Source organism: Glycomyces arizonensis DSM 44726 (genome assembly GCF_000482705.1).
Taxonomy (GTDB): domain Bacteria; phylum Actinomycetota; class Actinomycetes; order Mycobacteriales; family Micromonosporaceae; genus Glycomyces; species Glycomyces arizonensis.
The window spans coordinates 16,462-33,648 of sequence record NZ_AXWO01000029.1 but is presented as its reverse complement, the minus strand read 5'-3'; the positions used below and the strand labels follow the sequence as shown (position 1 = coordinate 33,648).

The following is a 17,187-nucleotide window of genomic DNA, read 5'->3' as shown; positions in this document are numbered from 1 at the left end:
GTTCCCGTATCATCACCACTCCGCTGTGTCACGATCCGGTTCTCATGAGGGACCGCTGCGCACGCACCACTATCGCATGTGTCTGCTCGACGTTGTTGGCAGTCATACTGTTCGCCCCTGCCACCTGGTCCGCGCCCGCCGCGGCGTGGCACCTGTCGGCCGTCGGCGCCGAGCGCGCGTGGGCCGCGTCGACCGGCTCGGGGGTGACGGTCGCGGTCATCGACTCCGGCGTGGACGCCGACCACCCCGACCTGGCCGGCGCGGTCTTGCCGGGCCGCAGCTACGTCGGGTCCGGTGCGGACTCAGGGTCGCCGCCGTTCGCGCTCGGCTCGGACGCCGGGCCGGACTACGAGCGGGCGTTCGCGCAGGCCGACCCGGTCGGCCACGGCACGGCCGTGGCCGGGCTCATCGCCGGTCGGCCCGCCTCGGGCCACCCCGGGATCGCCCCCGGCGCGGCGATCCTGCCGGTGCGCGTCCTCGACGACGAGAACCGCTACCACGACTCGGCGATGGTCGGCGACGCGGTCAGGTGGGCGGTCGACCACGGCGCCGACGTCGTCAACCTCTCCCTCGGCGGTCACTACGACTCGCGGGCGTTCGCCGACGCCATCGACTACGCCTGGCGCCACGACGTCCTCGTGGTCGCCTGCACCGGCAACCAGGCCGAGCCGGACTCCGGCGACGCGGTGTGGTTCCCCGCGCGCCTGCCCGAAGTCCTGGCGGTCACCGGCACCGACCGGTCGGGGCAGCGGTGGCCCACGGCCGTCACCGGCGCGGAGACGGACCTGGCCGCCCCCAGCGCGGGCCTGACGGTCGCCGCCTCGGGCGGCGGCCACAAGGAGGCCACGGGCACCTCGTTCGCGACGGCGATCGTCTCGGGGGCGGCGGCGCTGGTGCGCTCGGCCCATCCCGAACTCGGCGCCGCCGCGGTCGCCCGCGTGCTGACCGCGACCGCCGACGCGGGCGAGGCGGCGCTGGGCGCCGGCGTGGTCGACGCGGCCGCCGCCGTGGCGGCCGACCCGGCGAGCCTCCCGCCGCTAGTGGAGACGGCCGGACTGCGCGCGGTCGTGCCGCCGTGGCCGCTCGCGGCCGCCGCCGTGCTCACCGCCGCGCTGGGCACCGCGGCCGCAGTGTGCCTCAAGCGGCGGCGCGCCCCGGCGCGGCGCACGACGGCATGGCGCCCGGCGCGGTGCGCTCCCTCGGCCGCGGCCCGATCGCCGCGTAACATGGCGGGGTGACCGCCGCCGACGCCAGCTGGACCGATTTATGGCTCGCAAAGCCCCCAGAGACGAGAGCAACGACAACAGCAGAGCCGAGAGCGACCTGGCCAAGAAGCGCCGCGCCCGCGCCATCGACCGGCTGCTCGCCGCGGCCCACCCCGACGCGAGATGCGAACTCGACTACTCAGATCCGCTCCAACTGGCCGTCGCCACGATCCTCTCGGCCCAGTGCACCGACGTCCGCGTGAACCTCACCACGCCGGCGCTGTTCGCCAAGTACAAGACAGCCGAGGACTACGCCGGGGCCGACCCCGAGGACGTCGAGGCGATCATCCGCCCGACCGGGTTCTACCGCAACAAGACCAAGTCGATCATCGGCCTGGGCAAGGCGCTCGTCGCCGACCACGGCGGCGAGATGCCCCAGCGCATGGAGGAACTCGTCAAGCTCCCGGGCATCGGCCGCAAGACCGCGAACGTCATCCTGGGCAACGCCTTCGGTCTGCCGGGGATCCCCGTCGACACGCACATGATCCGCCTCACCAACCGGCTCGGCCTCACTGAGGGCAAGGACCCGGTCAAGCTCGAGTTCCAGCTGCACGAGCTCATCGACAAGCGCGAGTGGACGATGTTCTCCCACCGGATCATCTTCCACGGCAGGAGGGTCTGCATCGCCCGCAAACCGGCCTGCGGGGCGTGCACGCTCGCCGCCAAGTGCCCCTCGTTCGGCGAGGGCCCCACCGACCCGGCCGAGGCCGTGAAGCTGCTGCGCGGCAGCAACGTCGAAGAGCTCGCGAAGCTGGCGGGCATCGAGGGGGCGCTGTGAGGTGGGCGCTGGCGGTGCTCGCGTCGCTCGTGCTGCTGGCGGGGTGCACCGGCAGTGCGGGTGAGGAGCACGACGCCGCAGGCGACCCCGAACCGACCTGGTCGGTCGCCTGCACCGCCGGGACGACGCCGGTCGAGCCGGTCGGCGAGCTCGAACTGCCGTGCCTCGGCGACGAGGCCCCGACCGCGTTCGGCACCAGCGGCAAGCCGCTCGTGGTCGTGCTGTGGGCCAGCTGGTGCCGTCCGTGCGTCGAGGAGGCCCCCGAGATCGAGGCGTTCTGGCAGGCCCACGGCGACCTCATCGACGTCGTCGGCGTCGACAGCGCCGACACCCGCGCCAAGGCCCGCTGGTTCGCCGAGGAGTTCGCCTTGACCTACCCGTCGGTGTTCGACGCCGACGAGCAGGTCCGGATCGCGCTCGGCGTTCCGGCCCTGCCGGGGATCGCGTTCGTCGCCCCCGACGGGACGGTCGCCGCAGTGCTCAACGAGCCCGGCACCACCGCCGAGGCGCTCGCCCGGGCCGCCGAGTCCGCGTTCGGCCTGGAGCTGCCGTCGTGACCGTCGAGCAGCAGGAGGGGACCGGCACCGCGCCGCCGTGGTGGGCCCCGCTCGTCGCCGCCGCGAACGAGGTGGAGGGCCCCGACGTGCCGAGGGTCGTCCGCGACACCTCCCGGCTGCGTTCGGCGGACGAGGCCCGCTCCGCGTCCGTCCTGGTGCTCCTCAGCGACCGCGGCGAGCGCGAGGACGACCACCCGTCAGTACTGCTCCAGCAGCGCGCCAGCGGCCTGAGGCACCACCCCGGCGAGGTCGCCTTCCCCGGCGGCGCGGCCGACCCCGGCGACGCCGACGCCGCCGCCACCGCGCTGCGGGAGGCCGCCGAGGAGCTCGCCGTCGACCCGCGCACCGTCGCGATCGGCGCTTCCCTGCCGCCGCTGTGGATCCCCGTCTCCGGCTTCGCCGTCACCCCCGTTCTGGCACTGTGGACCAATCCGCATCCGGTGACGCCCGTCGACGGCGAGGAGGTGGCCGCCGCCCACCGCGTCGGCCTGCCGAGCCTGGCCGACCCCGCCTCCCGTGGCAGCGTCCGCTACCCGTCGGGACGGACCGGACCGGGCTTCATCGTCCCTGGCGTGCCGCTGATCTGGGGGTTCACCGCGGGGGTACTGTCGTGGCTGCTCGACTTGGGCGGCTGGTCACGGCCATGGAACACTGGCCGGATGATGGAACTCGAAGGGTTCTGACACCCCGTCCACACCACGATGCGAGGAGGGCCGATGGAGGCGACGAGCGGCGGGCTGGTGGTCGATGTCGCCATCGTCCTGCTCGCGCTCCTGTTCGCCGTCAACGGCTACCGGCAGGGCTTCATCATCTCCGCCGCGACGTTCCTCGGGTTCCTCGGCGGGGCGCTGCTCGGCGTCCAGCTCGCGCCGTTCGCCGCCGACCTCTACGGCGACCCGCTCGCCAAGCTCATCGCCGCGCTCGTCGTCGTCTTCGCGCTCGCCCTCGGCGGGCAGGCCGGGGCCACCGCGATCGGCTTCAAACTGCGCAAGAAGGTCAAGCGGAACGGCTCGATGCGGCTCGACCACCTCGCCGGGCCCCTCGTCTCGGTCGCCGCGGTCCTGCTGGTCACGTGGATGGCCGCCGCGCCGCTGGCGAACTCGAGCATGCCCGCCGTGGCCTCGGCCGTGCGCAACTCGAGCCTGGTCGGCGGCATCGACCAGTACATGCCCGAGGCGGTCAAGGGCGTCTACGACTCGATGCGCGAGTCGCTGAACACCTCGCAGATCCCCGACGTGTTCTCCGGGCTGGACCCGACGCAGGTGCGGGAGGTCGAGCCGCCCGACCCGGAGCTGGCCGCCTCGAGCGTGGTCGTGAACGCCCAGCCGTCGGTGCTGAAGGTCCACGGCACGGCCCCGCAGTGCGACCGGCAGATCGAGGGCTCCAGCTTCGTGTACGCCGAGGGCCTGGTGGCCACCAACGCGCACGTCGTGGCCGGGACCGACGAGGTGCGGGTCGAATCGGGCGGGGAGCTGCTCGACGCCGAGGTCGTCGTGTTCGATCCGGAGACGGACCTCGCGGTGCTGTCGGTGCCGGGCCTGGACGCCCCGGCCCTGCCGGTGACCGACGCGGTCGGCGCCTCCGGCGACGACGCGATCGTCGTCGGCTACCCCGGCGGCGGCCCCTACACGCCGGTCGCGGCGCGCGTGCGGGAGGCCCGCACGGTCTCGGGGCCCGACATCTACGACTCCGGGACGGTGACCCGCGAGGTCTACCAGCTGTACGCCCACATCATCGGCGGGAACTCCGGGGGGCCGCTGCTGACGACCGACGGCGAGGTGTTCGGCGTGATCTTCGCGGCGGCGGTCGACGACCCCGAGACCGGATACGCGCTCACCATGGCCGAGACGGCGCCGGTCCTCGCCGAAGGCGAAAGCGCCTCGGGCGAAGTCGACACCGGCGCGTGCACGTGAGCGCCGACGCACTCGGCGGGGAAATGCCGCCGTCGCGGCCGCGATATGCACGCCTGATGCCAACTCGCTGTTGGGCGGAGCGTCACAATAGCGGTAGGCTGTAGCGGTCGCCGCCGACGCGACCACTGCTTTCGGGCAAAACCCCAGCTCACCGGGTGAGGTAATGCTCACGCTGTGAAACTCGGAAGCGACGGAACCCATTCCTTCGGGTACGAAAGTCGAATTCGGCGTCGACAGTGCGCATGTGGATTTACGGGGGTCTCGCTCCCGCAATGCGGACAAGAGGCATAGACTCAGTACTTGCACTAGCGGTGCGTTGAAGAAAGGTGCGAACGGACATGGAAGATGTATTGGCCAGGGCCGCCCTGTTCAAGGGCGTCGACCCCGAAGCTGTCGAGTCGCTCATCAAAGAGATGGAGTACGTCGACGTCAACAAGGGCCAGACCGTCTTCACCGAGAACGAGCCGGGCGACAGTCTCTACATCGTCATGTCCGGGAAGGTGAAGCTCGGACGCCGTTCCGCCGACGGCCGCCAGAACCTGATCGCGGTCATGGGCCCCTCGGACATGGTCGGCGAGCTCGCCCTGTTCGACCCCGGCCCCCGCACCGCCACCGCCACCGCGCTCACCGACACCCGCATGGCCCGGCTGTCCAAGACCGCGCTGCGGCCGTGGCTGGCCAACCGGCCCGAGATCGCCGAGCAGCTGCTGCGCGTGATCGCCCGCCGCCTGCGGCGCACCAACGACTCCATGGCCGACCTCATCTTCACCGACGTGCCCGGCCGCGTCGCCAAGGCGCTGCTGCACATGGCCAGCCGCTTCGGCACCCGCGACGGCGGGGTCCTGCGCGTGACGCACGACCTCACCCAGGAGGAGCTGGCCCAGCTCGTCGGCGCCTCCCGCGAGACGGTCAACAAGGCCCTCGCCGACTTCGCCGGGCGCGGGTGGCTGCGCCTGGACGGCAAGAGCGTCATCATCATGGACCCCGAGCGCCTGGCCCGCCGCGCCCGCGTCTAGACGCGCCGCAGCACCTCGTTCGACTCGTCGAGGCCCCCGGCTCCGGCCGGGGGCCTCGTCGTCGCCGCAGCGCCTCATGCGGGTGATCTTCGGGTCCGCGCCGGGTGGTCGATTCGACGACCGCGCCCGCGGCGTCTAGACTTCCCCGTAACCATCCTCGGAGTTTGCTTAAGGAGCGTTGTGGCCAAGCAACTGAACGTCGAACTCGTGGCCGTCGAGTCGAAGGTGTGGTCCGGCGAGGCGACGGCGGTCTACGCGCGCACCACTGAAGGCGAACTCGGCATCCTCCCCGGCCACCAGCCGCTGCTCGGCGAGCTCAAGGTCGGCAGCGAGGTCCGCGTGCAGACCGACGGCGGCGAGCACGCCTGGCGGACCGAGGGCGGCTTCCTGTCAGTGACCGCCGACGGGGTGACCATCCTCGCGGAGACCGCCGAAGCGGTCGCCCCCGCCGCGGCCTGAGCCCATGGTCAAGGCACTGCTCGTCGCCGCCGCCCTGGCGGTCGCCGTCGCGGTGTTCCTCCTGCTGACGTACGTCCGCAGATCCGTCTTCTCCAAGCACGGCTCGGTCGCGATGGCCGCGAGGCTCTCGCGGCGCATGGCCGGGCGCGGCTGGGCCCCCGGTTTCGCCGTGTACGAGCGCGGGTCCCTGCGCTGGTACCGGATGTTCTCCCTCGCGCTGGGGCCGCGGTACACCCTCGCGCGCACCGACCTCCAGATAGCCGACCGGCGCGTGCCCGCCGGCGCCGAGGCCCAGATCTTCCCGCCGGAGGTGACGGTCCTGCGCTGCAAGAGCTCCACCGGCGAGGTGGAGCTCGCGATGACCGAATCGGCCGTCACCGGTTTCCTGTCCTGGCTTGAGGCCGCCCCGCCCGGGGCGGCCTTTTACGACAGGTGAACGGCGGCCCCGCGACCCGCAGGGGACGCTGTTCCGGTCATCGGTCCTTCGGCAGCAGCCGGAACGCTCCGCCCTGCAGCGGCGTCACTGGACGGAAATCCCGCTCATCGCGAGTGAGCAGATCAGTGGTGTGGTAACGGTAGGCGAGTACGACGAGGCTGGCATCGGTGAGCCCGAGATCCAGCGCCCGGTATTTGCCGTCCACTTTGATCGCCGCCAGCAGGTCCGTGCGCGATAGCGATGGAACTTCGATCATCCGCCCCTCCAGCAGTCCTGCCAGGAGGCCGCGCGCCGTCGCGCCGTTCACGACCTTCCGTACCAGATAGTCGAATTCCGCCAGTACCAGCGGGCTCACAATGAGCGGCCGCGACTGCGCGTAGGCCAGTCCTCGTACCTCCACGTGGTGCGGATCATCGGCATTGACCAGGCTGAGAAGGCAGTTCGTATCGCAGATGATCACTTGTCGAAGTCGCTCGACCGCAGGAACTGCTCTTCATCGTCCAGTGCCGCGAGTTCAGGGCTGTGGATCGTGGGCAGCCTGTCCCACTGCGGCGACTCGGATGCGAGCCCGGCTTCGAGGAGTTCGCGGATCAGCTCGGCCTCCGCCACACCGTGCTCGGCGGCACTTCGCCGGAGGGCGTCCTTGAGCTCCTCGGGAAGATAGATCGTGGTCTTCAACATGACCCGAGAATACCATACGTATGGCACTCCAAGACCAGACAAACGGCGGCCCCGCGACCCGCGCGGCCAGGGTGTTGTGGCCGCTCGTGCTGCGGGGCGCGAGGCCGCCTGTGGGTAGTGGTCTGTCGGGCTGCGTTCACGCTCCTATTCGCGGGAACGGCTTGGTGGAGAATACGACCTCGACGCTCACCTCGAAGTACTCGGCGATCTTCAGCGCCAGGTGCAGACTCGGGCTGTACTCGCCGCGTTCGAGGTAGCCGACGGTCTGGTAGTGGACGCCGAGGGCGTCGGCGAGCTGGCGCCTCGTGATGCCCCGCTCGGCGCGCAGCACCGCGATGCGGTTGTACACGACGTCGTCGGCCACGGCCCCTACCCCCAGCCCTGCTGCATCTTCTCGCGCCGCTGGGCCACGGACGAGCCGGACTCCCGCCGCGACATCCTGCGCAGCAGCCGCGGGGCCACCGCGAGCGACACGACCGCCCAGGCCGCGAGCACCGCGAACATCTCGAGCGTCCGCCACGAGTCGCCGATCTCGACCGCCGAGAGCGCGTCGGGCAGGAGCGCGTGCCGCATGCCCAGGCCCAGCCAGTAGACCGGGAAGACCTGCCCGATGGCCTGGAGCCATTCCGGCAGGGCCGCGATCGGGTAGAAGATACCGGAGATCGCGACGACGCCCATGAACGGCATCACCACCAGGGCCATGTTCTGCGGCTGGTTGACCAGCGAGCCGAGGACCGCGCCGATCGACAGCATCGAGATCAGCCCCATCGCCACGACGAGGACGAACAGCAGCCACCGGTCGGGGGAGCCGAATTCGAGCCCGTCGAACACGATCAACCCGACGCCCAGCAGCACCACGGTGTTGAGCAGGAGGAACATGGAGGTCGAGACGATGCGGCCGACGAGGTAGCCGGTCATGCCGCCGGGAATCGACTTGGCCCGCAGCAGCGTCCCGTTGGTGCGGTCCATGACCAGCGCGCCCACCAGGGTCATCATGCCGCCGAAGGCGAGGTTCAGACCGATGATGCCGGGCATGCTCATCGAGCCCAGCGAGACGGGGGCGTCCTCGAACGAGCCGCCCCGCATGAACGCGAGGACGACGACCATGATCGCCAGGGGCACGAGGTAGCCGAGCATGTCGCTCGGCGTGGTCAGTGAGATGCGGGTCTCGACGAGCCCGCGCTTCCAGCCGGTCTTGTATTCGTGCGCGGTGGTGTTCACTCGGTCATCTCCCTGAACTGGTCGACCGCCTTCTCGGAGCGGCCGGACTCGAACTGCTCGACGAGCGTCAGGTAGGCCGCCTCGAGGCTGGCGCGGTGGATCTCCAGGTCGGTGACCGCGCCGTCGTCGTCGGTGGCGAGCAGCTTGCGGACGAAGGCGGTCGCGTCCTCGGTCGAGTGGACGTGCCGCTGCCCGTCCTGGGTCCAGGAGATCTCGGCGACGGTGGCGGCCGAGCGGGCGAGCTGGTCGGGCGAGCCGTCGGCGATGATGTGGCCCCCGGCGAGGATGAGGATGCGCTCGGCGAGCTTCTCGGCCTCGTCGAGGTCGTGGGTGGTGAGCAGGATGGTGGTGCCCTCGAGGTCGGTGAGCCGGTGGATGAGCTCGTGGAACTCGCGGCGGGCGTGCGGGTCGAAGCCGGTCGTCGGCTCGTCGAGGAACAGCAGCGCGGGGCGTCCGATGATGCCCAGGGCGACGTCGAGGCGGCGCCGCTGGCCGCCGGAGAGGGACTGGACGCGCTGCCCGGCCTGCTCGGCGAGGCCGACCATGTCGAGCAGCTCGTCGGCGCCCCACGGCTCGGCGTACGGGCGGTAGTAGTCGGCGAAGTGGACGACGAGGTCGCGCACGCGCCATTTGCCGTTGTCGCGCCATTCCTGGAGGACGATGCCCATGCGGGCCCGCCAGTGCTCGCCCCCGCGGGCGGGGTCGGTGCCGAGGACTTCGACGCTGCCCGCCGAGCGGGCGCGGAAGCCTTCGAGGATCTCGACGATGGTGGTCTTGCCGGCGCCGTTGGGGCCGAGGAGGGCGGTCACGCCGCCCGGTTCGATGGTGAAGTCGACGCCGGTGAGGACGTCCTTGTCGCCGTACCGCATCCGGAGGTCGGACACGGCGAGGGCGGGACCGGCGTCGGTCAGGGGCTGCGCCATGATCACCTCTCTGTCACAGGAGTCTTTCGTTTTATAGCAGGAATACTACATCTTGACGTACAGGTCTGCAATCCCGTACAAGCACCAGGGCCGCCGACCGGTGCGGTCGGCGGCCCTGACGTGGGTGAATGCGGCTACGCCTTGCGTTTGCGCTCGCCCGAGCGGGCCAGGACCCGCTGGAGCAGGATGAAGGCCAACAGCAGGACGCCGACGACGATGCGGGCCCACCACGAGGACAGGTTCCCCTGGAAGGCGATGATCGTCGAGAGCATGCCCATGACCATGACGCCCGCGACGGTGCCGAGGACGAACCCGGCGCCGCCGGTCAGGAGCGTCCCGCCGACGACGACGGCGGCGATCGCGTCCAGTTCGAAGCCGACGCCCGCGAGCGGGTTCGCGCTCTTGGTGTAGAACGCGGCGATGACGCCGCCGAGCGCGGCGCAGAAGCCGCTGACGGCGTACACGCTGATCTTGGTGCGCGCCACCGGCAGGCCCATGAGCAGCGCGGACTGCTCGGAGCCGCCGACGGCGTAGACGCTGCGCCCGAACCTGGTGTAGTGCAGGACGACGAAGGCGACGATGACGACGGCGAAGGCGATGAACGAGATGTACGGGAGGCTGAAGCCCCCGTCCCGCGGTTCGCCGAACTCGACGCGCTCCATGCCCCAGGAGAAGAAGTCGATCTCCCGGATCGACACGTCGTGGTCGGAGATCTGGAGCGTCAGGCCGCGGTAGAGGAACAGGCCCGCCAGCGTCGCGATGAACGGCTGCACGTTGAAGTAGTGGATGACCGCGCCGGTGAACGCGCCCGAGGCGATCCCGAAGGCGAGCACGGCCGGGACGGCGACGCTCGCCGGGAGCCCGGCGTCGACGGTGAGCCAGGCGCAGGCCATCGTCGAGAACGCCATCACCGAGCCCACCGACAGGTCGATGCCGCCGGAGATGATCACGAACGTCATGCCGACGGCGACGATGAGGAGCCCGGCGTTGCCGATGAACAGGTCCGGGATCAGCTGCGGGTTGTCGAAGTTGGGGTAGCGGGCGATCCCGCCGAGGTACATGGCCACCAGGAGCGCCACGGTGGCGCCGATGGGGATGTAGCGGCTGAGGCCGTCGAACACGGTGGAGCGGGTCGGGCGCTCGGTCAACGTGGTGCTGCTCATGTGACGGGGGCTTTCTCGGGGGCGGGCTCTGGGGTGGGCTCGGCGGGCGATCGGCGGGCCCGTCTGGACCGGAACGGCCGCAGGACCCAGGCGCGGAACTCCGGCGACTGGAGCATCGCGACGATGAACACGACGATCGCCTTGGCGGTGAACTGCCACTGGCTGGAGAGGCCGACGTTGATGATGGTGACCTCCAGCGTCCCGATGATGACCACGCCGATGGTGGTGCCCACCAGGAAGAACCGGCCGCCGATCAAGGCGGTGCCGCCGATGACGACGGCGAGGATCGCGTCCAGCTCGATCCACAGGCCGCCGTTGTTGGCGTCGGCGCTGCCGAGGTTGGCCGCGCCGAGGATCCCGGCCAGGCCCGCGCAGGCCCCGGTGATGAGGTACACCAGGATCGTGATGCCCTTGGAGCGGACCCCGGCCAGGCGCGAGGCCTCCGGGTTGCCGCCCACCGATTCGAGCAGCATGCCCAGGGCGGTGGTGCGGGTGAGCAGGACGAGCGCGGCGAAGACGGCGGCGGCGATCCAGATCGGCACCGGGACGGTCCCGATCGCGCCGCGCCCGAGCTCGACGAACGGCGAGGTGTCGCCGACGGTCGGGATGTGCCCGCCGGTGATGAGCTGGGCGATGCCGCGCCCGGCGATCATGAGGATCAGGGTCGCCACGATCGGTTGGACGCCGAAGTAGGCGACCATGGTGCCGTTCCAGGCGCCGATGACCGCGGCGATCGCCAAGGCGAGGGCGACGGCGAAGACGACGGCGCCGATCGAGGACTGGTCGCGGCTCATGAGGTACTGGCAGGCGATGGCCGCGCCGATGGCGTAGACCGCGCCGACCGACAGGTCGATGCCCTTGGTGGCGATGACGAGCGTCATGCCCAGGGCGATGAGCAGCAGCGGCGCGGCGCGGCGCAGGATGTTGACGAACGCGCCGGAGAGGCGGTCGTCGTGGACGTCGGGGATGAGGAAGTCGAAGCCGGTGACGGCCACGTTGACGATCAGGAGCGCCGCGAGGACGATGAGCGGCCACATCAGCCGCTTGAAGTAGGCGCCAGCCCTCCCCCGGCCGGTCTTCAGCGAGGTCGAGGCGCTCATTCGGCGCCTCCTCGGGAGACGATCGTGTCGACGATGCGTTCGGTGGTCATGTCGGACTCCTCGTGGAGGACGTCGATGAGCTCGCGGTCGCGCAGGACGGCGATCCGGTCGGACAGCCGGGTGACCTCCTCGAGCTCGGCGGAGATGAACAAAACGGCCATGCCTTCCGCTGACAGCTCGGCGACCAGGCGCTGGATGTCGGCCTTGGCGCCGACGTCGATGCCGCGGGTGGGCTCGTCGAGGATGAGCAGACGCGGCGCAATGAGCATCCAGCGGGCCAGGAGGACCTTCTGCTGGTTGCCGCCGGAGAGGTTCGCCACCGGCAGGTCGGGGTCGGCCGGGCGGATGTCGAGCTTGGCGATGAACTCGTCGACGAGCTCGGCGCGGCGGGCGGGCGGGATGGCCCTGGCCCAGCCGCGGGAGGCCTGCATCGCGAGGATCATGTTCTCGGCGACGCTCAGCTCCCCCACGAGCCCTTCGGTCTTGCGGTTCTCGGGGCAGAAGCCGATGCCGCGGGCGGCGGCGGTGCGGGGGTTGTGCCCCGAGACCTGGCGCCCGTCGAAGGCGAGGTGCCCGGCGTCGTGGCGGTCGGCCCCGGCGATGAGGCGGGCGGCCTCGGTGCGGCCCGAGCCGAGGAGCCCGGCCAGGCCGACGACCTCGCCTTCGCGGATGTCGAGGTCGAACGGCGCGATGGAGCCCTTGCGGCCCAAGCCTTCGGCCGACAGCAGCGGCGTCCCGCCCTCGGGCGCGCTCTCGGAGGCGCGGCGTTCGATGGCGTCGAGCGCCTCGACCTCGCGCCCGAGCATGTGGCCGATGAGCTCGCTCTCCGGCAGCTCGGCCGTGGCCCATTCGCCGACGAGCGACCCGTTGCGCAGCACCGTCATCCGGTCGCAGATCTCGTAGACCTGGTCGAGGAAGTGGGAGATGAAGACCAGGGCGCACCCGGAGTCGGCGAGGCGGCGCATGACGCGCAGCAGCACGGCGACCTCGTCGCGGTCGAGCGAGGAGGTCGGCTCGTCGAGGATGAGGACCTTGGCGTCGATGTCGACGGCGCGGGCGATGGCGACCAGCTGCTGGGTGGCGATCGAATAGGACGACAGCGGCGCGGCCACGTTGATGTCGACGCCGATGTCGGACATCAGGGCCGCGGCGCGGCGGCGCATGGCCCGGAAGTTGATGAACGGCCCGAGGCGCGGTTCGCGCCCGGCGAAGAGGTTCTCGGCCACCGAGAGGTTCTCGGTGAGGTTGACCTCCTGGTAGACCGTGGAGATGCCGCCCGCCTGGGCGTGGCCGGGGCTGTGAAACCGGACCGGTTCGCCGCCCAGGAGGATCCGGCCGGCGTCGGGACTGTGGACGCCCGTGAGCACCTTGATCAAGGTGGACTTCCCGGCGCCGTTCTCGCCCATGACGGCGTGGATCTCGCCGGGCCTGAGGGTGAGGTCGACGCCGTCGAGGGCGCGGACCCCGGTGAAGTCCTTCGTGATGCCCCTCATCTGGACGATCGGCTCGTCGGACATAGGCTCTTACCTTCGCTCTGGGGTTGTCGGGGGGTGGTCCGGGCGGCCGGCGGGCCCGCGGGGCGGCGGCTCGGCAGCGCCTGGCGAGCCGCATCGGCCCCGCCGGACGCCCGGACACGGTATGCGGGTCTAGAACTTCCGGTTGGGCAGCTCGGCCTCGAACTCGCCCTCGCCGTAGGCGCTCTCCTCCACGGCCGTGAACTTCTCGACCTCGTCGCCGTTGGCGACCTGGACGACGAGGTCCATCAGCTGGTCGCCGAAGACGGGGTTGCACTCGACGATGTAGTTGACCTTGCCTTCGGCCCCGGCCTCGAACCCGGCCTTGGAGCCGTCGACGATGATGATCTCGATGTCCACGCCGGGGGTGTAGCCGGCCTCTTCGATCGCCTGGATGGCGCCGAGGCCCATCTCGTCGTTGTGGGCGTACAGCAGGTCGATGTCCTCCAGGCCGTGGGTGGAGATGAAGGTCTCCATGACGGCCTTGCCGCCCTCGGCGGTGAAGTCGCCGGACTGGGAGTCGACCAGCTCGTAGGAGAAGCCCTCGGAGTCGAGGACCTCGAAGAACCCGGTCTTGCGGTCGTTGGCCGGAGCGGAGCCGACGGTGCCTTCGAGCTGGAGGATGCGGGTGGTGTCGTTGTCGGCGAACTCCTCGGTCGTCCAGGTGCCGGCCTTGCGGCCCTCCTCGATGAAGTCCGAGCCGATGCGGGTGACGTAGAGGTCCTCGTCGGCCTCCTCGATGCCGCGGTCGGCGAGGATGACGGGGATGCCGGCGTTCTCGGCCTCGGTGAGCACGTCGGTCCAGCCGGTCTCGACCACAGGTGCCAGGACGATGACGTCGACCTTCTGGGTGATGAAGTTGCGGATCGCCTCGATCTGCTTCTCCTGCTCCTGCTGGGCGTCGACGAACTTGAGCTCGCCGATGCGCTCGTCGGCTTCGGCGGAGGCCTTGACCGACTCCGAGTTCGCCACGCGCCAGGCCGATTCGGCGCCGACCTGCGCGAAGCCGACGATCAGGCCGTCGTCGGAACCGCCGCCGCCACCGTCGTCATCGGAGCCGCCGCAGGCGGCCATGCCGAGGAGGAGTGCGCCGGCCGCGATGCCGGCAAGGGTCTTCTTGAGCACGGGAGTGCTGCCTTTCTTGAGACGATATTTCGAGGGATTTGAATTCATTCAGGCACATGTTACCGGTCATATTTTTGCCGGTGTTACCGCTCAGGTCAAGATCCGCCGCGACGCGAGGCGTAACAATTCAGCAACGCAGGGACAGCAGGGCCCCACCGGAGCCGGTGTTACCGCTGTGACCTCTTGGGCTGCCAGAGGACGTCGCCGCCGGGATTCGCGGTGCGCGCCAACACGAACAACAGATCGGAGAGCCGGTTGAGGTAGGTGACCGGCACCGGGTGCGTGGTCTCCGGCTCGGCCTCCAGCAGCGCCCACGTCGCGCGCTCGGCGCGCCGGGCGACCGTGCACGCCTGGTGCAGCAGGGCCGCGCCCCGCGTGCCGCCGCGGAGCACGAAGGAGCGCAGCGGCTGCAACTCGGCGTTGTACTCGTCGATCCAGCCCTCCAGGCGCTCCACATAGCCCTCGTCGATGCGCAGCGGCGGGTGCTTCGGGTCCTCGGCCACCGGCGTGGACAGATCGGCGCCCACATCGAACAGATCGTTCTGGACGGCCAGCAGCACCGCGGTCACGCCCTCGTCGATCTCGCCGCCGTGGAGCGCGAGCGCGGCCCCGACGGCGGCGCCCAGCTCGTCGACGTCGCCGTACGCCGCAAGCCGGGGGTGCGTCTTGGGCACGCGCGTGAAGTCGGCGAGGCCGGTGGTGCCGTCGTCGCCGGTCTTGGTGTAGATCCTGGTGAGATTGACCGCCATGCCCTCGACCATATAGCCTCACCGCATGGCGCAAGTGGCGGTAATCGGTTCGGGACTGATGGGTTCGGGCATCGCGCAGGTCGCGGCCCTCGGCGCGTGGGACGTGGCGCTGGTCGACAGCGATCCGCGGGCGCTGGAGCGGGCGGAGGCGTCCATCGGCGCCTCGCTCGACAAGTTCGTCGCGAAGGAGAAGGTGACCGCTGAGGCCGCCGGGGCGGCCCGGGACCGGATCGCCCCGACCACCGACCTCGACGTGGCCGCCGAGGCCGACATCGTCGTGGAGGCGGTGTTCGAGCGCCTCGACGTCAAGCAGGAGGTCTTCCGGCGGCTCTCGGAGGTCTGCGGACCCCAGGCCGTCCTGGCGACGAACACCTCGGCGATCCCGATCACCCAGATAGCGGCGGCAGCGACGCACCCCGAGCGGGTGGTGGGGACGCACTTCTTCTCCCCCGTGCCGATGATGGCGCTGTGCGAGCTGGTGCGCGGCATGCACACGAGCGACGAGGCGCTGGAGCGGGCCCGCTCGTTCGCCGAGAGCGCCGGCAAGACGTGCGTGGTGGTGAACCGGGACGTGGCCGGGTTCGCGACGACGCGGCTGATCTGCGCGTTCATCAACGAGGCGGCGCGTCTGGTCGAGGACGGCGTGATCTCGGCCGAGGACTTGGACACGGCCTGCAGGCTGGGCTTCGGCCACCCGATGGGGCCGCTGGCGACGGCCGACCTGACGGGCATCGACGTGATCGCGCACGCCACCGAGAACATCTACGACGACACGGCCGACCCGAAGTTCTTCCCGCCCGCGCTGCTGCGCAGGCTCGTGGCCGCGGGCGAGATCGGCCGCAAAAGCGGCAAAGGGTTCTTCACGTACGAATGACGGCGGCAGTGCCGCAGGTCAGGCGTCCGCCCGGTTCGCGGTGAGCGTGGCCCGCGCCGGGGCGAGGACCTTGTCGCCGCCGCTGACGGCCGTGATCGCGACCTCGACGGTGTCGCCTTCGACCTTGCGGACCTTGCCTTCGATCGCGACGGCCGTCCCGCCGACCGGCACGACGACGGGCTTGGCGAAGCGGGCCGAGAACTCGGTGATCCGCGCGTCGACCCCAGCCGAGGCGAGCCATTCGAGGATCGCGCGGGAGACCAGGCCCATCGTGTACATGCCGTGGGCGATGACGTCCGGCAGCCCGGCGGCCTTCGCGGCGGCCTCGTCGAGGTGGATGGGGTTGCGGTCCCCCGAAGCGTCGGCGTACCGGGCGAGGTCGGCGCGCTCGACGGGGTAGGAGGTGCTGAAGACGGTGTGGCCGACTTCGAGCTGCGGCGTCATCACTGCGGGTCTCCCGCCACGAAGAGGGTGGTCCAGACCTCGGCCGCGACGCCCTCGTCGCCGATGACGTCGGTGCGCAGGACGAGGAGGTCGTTGCCCGCGACGGTCTTGATCGACTCCACCGTGGCGGCGCAGGAGACGCTCTCGCCCGGTCGCAGCTCGCGGCGGTAGGCGAAGCGCTGCTCGCGGTGCAGGACGCGGCTCCAGTCGAGCCCGAAATCGGGGTCGGCGATGAGCGGGTCCGCCGCGGGCAGCGTGAGGGAGATCAAGTAGGTAGGCGGGATCTGTGCGTCCTCGGGCAGCCCGAGGGCGCGCGCGAAACGCGAGACCGACTCGGCGCTGATCGTCACCGGTTCGGTGGTCGGCAGGGACCGTCCCACATACGAAGTGTTGAGCATGCCGGGCGCGGAGCCTAGCGGGTCTCTTTGTGCACCCGGGAGGTCCTGCAGCGCGGGCAGTACTTCTTGAGCTCGAGCCGGTCGGGGTTGTTCCGCCGGTTCTTCTTCGTGATGTAGTTGCGCTCCTTGCACTCCACGCACGCCATGGTGATCTTGGGGCGAACGTCAGTAGCCTTGGCCACGATGAGTGCCTTCCTCTAGCTGCAACCGGCCCGGCGGCCGGTTGGATCGGACAAAACAAAAGCGTCGACTAGCCTAGCTCGGTAGTCGACGCTGAACAAAAAAGTAGCGATGGGCAGGATCGAACTGCCGACACAACGATTATGAGTCGTTTGCTCTACCACTGAGCTACACCGCCGTGCGCCCACTGCCATCGGAAAGCATCTGTCGAAGGCAGCCGAAGCATCGTGTGATCTGCGGCTCGCAAGCTTCGCCGAGACAGGTACGTGCTTCCGAGCCCCAAAACGGAATCGAACCGTTGACCTTCTCCTTACCATGGAGACGCTCTGCCGACTGAGCTATTGGGGCGCTCGCGCTCTCACGCGGCCTTGACAAGAGTACATGATCCCGC

General features: G+C 70.3%; 22 protein-coding genes and 2 tRNA genes. 9 read left to right on the top strand and 15 right to left on the bottom strand.

Annotated features, from left to right (window positions below; genetic code table 11):
• Positions 1-95 precede the first annotated feature (95 nt).
• The 8 genes from H613_RS27390 (at position 96) to H613_RS0117480 (ending at position 6,424) form a co-directional block, all read left to right on the top strand.
• Entirely contained in the window at positions 96-1,238 is a 1,143-nt protein-coding gene (locus H613_RS27390) for a S8 family serine peptidase (RefSeq protein ID WP_051393501.1), read from the top strand.
• A gap of 28 nt (positions 1,239-1,266) precedes the next feature.
• Positions 1,267-2,043: an endonuclease III gene (nth, locus tag H613_RS0117510; protein WP_035738456.1), complete on the top strand. Its 777-nt coding sequence runs from the start codon at positions 1,267-1,269 to the stop codon at positions 2,041-2,043.
• On the top strand, positions 2,040-2,600 hold the full coding sequence (locus H613_RS29430) for a TlpA family protein disulfide reductase (protein WP_051393500.1): 561 nt from the start codon (positions 2,040-2,042) through the stop codon (positions 2,598-2,600). The genes nth and H613_RS29430 overlap by 4 nt, the downstream gene beginning before the upstream one ends.
• On the top strand, positions 2,597-3,283 hold the full coding sequence (locus tag H613_RS27380; protein ID WP_051393499.1) for an NUDIX hydrolase: 687 nt from the start codon (positions 2,597-2,599) through the stop codon (positions 3,281-3,283). The genes H613_RS29430 and H613_RS27380 overlap by 4 nt, the downstream gene beginning before the upstream one ends.
• Before the next feature lie 33 nt (positions 3,284-3,316).
• Entirely contained in the window at positions 3,317-4,513 is a 1,197-nt protein-coding gene (locus H613_RS0117495; protein WP_026924819.1) for a MarP family serine protease, read from the top strand.
• Between the two features lie 338 nt (positions 4,514-4,851).
• Entirely contained in the window at positions 4,852-5,529 is a 678-nt protein-coding gene (locus H613_RS0117490) for a Crp/Fnr family transcriptional regulator (protein WP_026924818.1), read from the top strand.
• Between the two features lie 180 nt (positions 5,530-5,709).
• Entirely contained in the window at positions 5,710-5,988 is a 279-nt protein-coding gene (locus H613_RS0117485) for a F0F1 ATP synthase subunit epsilon (protein ID WP_026924817.1), read from the top strand.
• A 4-nt stretch (positions 5,989-5,992) separates the two neighbouring features.
• Positions 5,993-6,424: a DUF2550 domain-containing protein gene (locus H613_RS0117480; RefSeq protein ID WP_026924816.1), complete on the top strand. Its 432-nt coding sequence runs from the start codon at positions 5,993-5,995 to the stop codon at positions 6,422-6,424.
• A 37-nt stretch (positions 6,425-6,461) separates the two neighbouring features.
• On the opposite strand, the gene H613_RS0117475 is transcribed toward H613_RS0117480, so the two are convergent.
• From H613_RS0117475 to H613_RS0117430, 10 genes are all read right to left on the bottom strand, one after another.
• A complete protein-coding gene (locus H613_RS0117475) occupies positions 6,462-6,884 on the bottom strand; it encodes a type II toxin-antitoxin system VapC family toxin (RefSeq protein ID WP_026924815.1) in 423 nt (140 codons plus the stop codon).
• Positions 6,881-7,105, bottom strand: a complete 225-nt coding sequence (locus H613_RS27375; protein WP_035738454.1) for a ribbon-helix-helix domain-containing protein — start codon at positions 7,103-7,105, stop codon at positions 6,881-6,883. The genes H613_RS0117475 and H613_RS27375 overlap by 4 nt, the downstream gene beginning before the upstream one ends.
• 136 nt (positions 7,106-7,241) lie before the next feature.
• Complete coding sequence (locus H613_RS0117465) at positions 7,242-7,469, bottom strand: helix-turn-helix transcriptional regulator (RefSeq protein WP_035738453.1); 228 nt, start codon at positions 7,467-7,469, stop codon at positions 7,242-7,244.
• A 5-nt stretch (positions 7,470-7,474) separates the two neighbouring features.
• The gene (locus H613_RS0117460; protein WP_026924813.1) at positions 7,475-8,326 is read right to left on the bottom strand and encodes an ABC transporter permease; all 852 of its coding nucleotides are present in this window, start codon (positions 8,324-8,326) and stop codon (positions 7,475-7,477) included.
• Positions 8,323-9,249, bottom strand: a complete 927-nt coding sequence (locus H613_RS0117455; RefSeq protein ID WP_026924812.1) for an ABC transporter ATP-binding protein — start codon at positions 9,247-9,249, stop codon at positions 8,323-8,325. Before H613_RS0117455 ends, H613_RS0117460 begins: the two co-directional genes overlap by 4 nt.
• 134 nt (positions 9,250-9,383) lie before the next feature.
• Positions 9,384-10,412 (bottom strand): galactofuranose ABC transporter, permease protein YjfF, encoded by a 1,029-nt coding sequence (yjfF, locus tag H613_RS0117450; RefSeq protein ID WP_026924811.1) that lies wholly within the window; start codon positions 10,410-10,412, stop codon positions 9,384-9,386.
• Positions 10,409-11,512, bottom strand: coding sequence for an ABC transporter permease (locus H613_RS0117445; RefSeq protein WP_026924810.1), 1,104 nt, complete (start codon positions 11,510-11,512; stop codon positions 10,409-10,411). The genes yjfF and H613_RS0117445 overlap by 4 nt, the downstream gene beginning before the upstream one ends.
• A complete protein-coding gene (locus tag H613_RS0117440) occupies positions 11,509-13,029 on the bottom strand; it encodes a sugar ABC transporter ATP-binding protein (protein ID WP_026924809.1) in 1,521 nt (506 codons plus the stop codon). Before H613_RS0117440 ends, H613_RS0117445 begins: the two co-directional genes overlap by 4 nt.
• Before the next feature lie 129 nt (positions 13,030-13,158).
• Positions 13,159-14,151: an ABC transporter substrate-binding protein gene (locus tag H613_RS0117435; protein WP_026924808.1), complete on the bottom strand. Its 993-nt coding sequence runs from the start codon at positions 14,149-14,151 to the stop codon at positions 13,159-13,161.
• 167 nt (positions 14,152-14,318) lie between these two features.
• Positions 14,319-14,900 (bottom strand): cob(I)yrinic acid a,c-diamide adenosyltransferase, encoded by a 582-nt coding sequence (locus H613_RS0117430; protein ID WP_026924807.1) that lies wholly within the window; start codon positions 14,898-14,900, stop codon positions 14,319-14,321.
• A 25-nt stretch (positions 14,901-14,925) separates the two neighbouring features.
• Here H613_RS0117430 and H613_RS0117425 point away from each other — a divergent pair, with 25 nt between their 5' ends.
• Complete coding sequence (locus tag H613_RS0117425) at positions 14,926-15,774, top strand: 3-hydroxyacyl-CoA dehydrogenase family protein (protein ID WP_026924806.1); 849 nt, start codon at positions 14,926-14,928, stop codon at positions 15,772-15,774.
• Positions 15,775-15,792: 18 nt separating this feature from the next.
• Here the strand turns inward: H613_RS0117425 and H613_RS0117420 are convergent, their stop codons facing one another.
• The 5 genes from H613_RS0117420 to H613_RS0117400 form a co-directional block, all read right to left on the bottom strand.
• Entirely contained in the window at positions 15,793-16,218 is a 426-nt protein-coding gene (locus H613_RS0117420) for a MaoC/PaaZ C-terminal domain-containing protein (protein WP_026924805.1), read from the bottom strand.
• The gene (locus tag H613_RS27370) at positions 16,218-16,616 is read right to left on the bottom strand and encodes an FAS1-like dehydratase domain-containing protein (protein ID WP_051393498.1); all 399 of its coding nucleotides are present in this window, start codon (positions 16,614-16,616) and stop codon (positions 16,218-16,220) included. Before H613_RS27370 ends, H613_RS0117420 begins: the two co-directional genes overlap by 1 nt.
• Before the next feature lie 14 nt (positions 16,617-16,630).
• The gene (rpmG, locus tag H613_RS0117410; RefSeq protein WP_026924804.1) at positions 16,631-16,801 is read right to left on the bottom strand and encodes a 50S ribosomal protein L33; all 171 of its coding nucleotides are present in this window, start codon (positions 16,799-16,801) and stop codon (positions 16,631-16,633) included.
• A gap of 101 nt (positions 16,802-16,902) precedes the next feature.
• Positions 16,903-16,974: transfer RNA gene (locus H613_RS0117405), tRNA-Met, on the bottom strand.
• A 97-nt stretch (positions 16,975-17,071) separates the two neighbouring features.
• Positions 17,072-17,144: transfer RNA gene (locus H613_RS0117400), tRNA-Thr, on the bottom strand.
• Positions 17,145-17,187: the final 43 nt, after the last annotated feature.

Bases quoted from the DNA above. Each gene is read 5' to 3' on its own strand.
- nth (WP_035738456.1), top strand. From the start codon at position 1,267: ATGGCTCGCAAAGCCCCCAGAGACGAGAGCAACGACAACAGCAGAGCC.
- H613_RS0117495 (WP_026924819.1), top strand. From the start codon at position 3,317: ATGGAGGCGACGAGCGGCGGGCTGGTGGTCGATGTCGCCATCGTCCTG.
- H613_RS0117490 (WP_026924818.1), top strand. From the start codon at position 4,852: ATGGAAGATGTATTGGCCAGGGCCGCCCTGTTCAAGGGCGTCGACCCC.
- H613_RS0117480 (WP_026924816.1), top strand. From the start codon at position 5,993: ATGGTCAAGGCACTGCTCGTCGCCGCCGCCCTGGCGGTCGCCGTCGCG.
- H613_RS27375 (WP_035738454.1), bottom strand. From the start codon at position 7,105: ATGTTGAAGACCACGATCTATCTTCCCGAGGAGCTCAAGGACGCCCTC.
- H613_RS0117455 (WP_026924812.1), bottom strand. From the start codon at position 9,249: ATGGCGCAGCCCCTGACCGACGCCGGTCCCGCCCTCGCCGTGTCCGAC.
- yjfF (WP_026924811.1), bottom strand. From the start codon at position 10,412: ATGAGCAGCACCACGTTGACCGAGCGCCCGACCCGCTCCACCGTGTTC.
- H613_RS0117445 (WP_026924810.1), bottom strand. From the start codon at position 11,512: ATGAGCGCCTCGACCTCGCTGAAGACCGGCCGGGGGAGGGCTGGCGCC.
- H613_RS0117440 (WP_026924809.1), bottom strand. From the start codon at position 13,029: ATGTCCGACGAGCCGATCGTCCAGATGAGGGGCATCACGAAGGACTTC.
- H613_RS0117430 (WP_026924807.1), bottom strand. From the start codon at position 14,900: ATGGCGGTCAATCTCACCAGGATCTACACCAAGACCGGCGACGACGGC.
- H613_RS0117425 (WP_026924806.1), top strand. From the start codon at position 14,926: ATGGCGCAAGTGGCGGTAATCGGTTCGGGACTGATGGGTTCGGGCATC.
- H613_RS0117420 (WP_026924805.1), bottom strand. From the start codon at position 16,218: ATGACGCCGCAGCTCGAAGTCGGCCACACCGTCTTCAGCACCTCCTAC.
- H613_RS27370 (WP_051393498.1), bottom strand. From the start codon at position 16,616: ATGCTCAACACTTCGTATGTGGGACGGTCCCTGCCGACCACCGAACCG.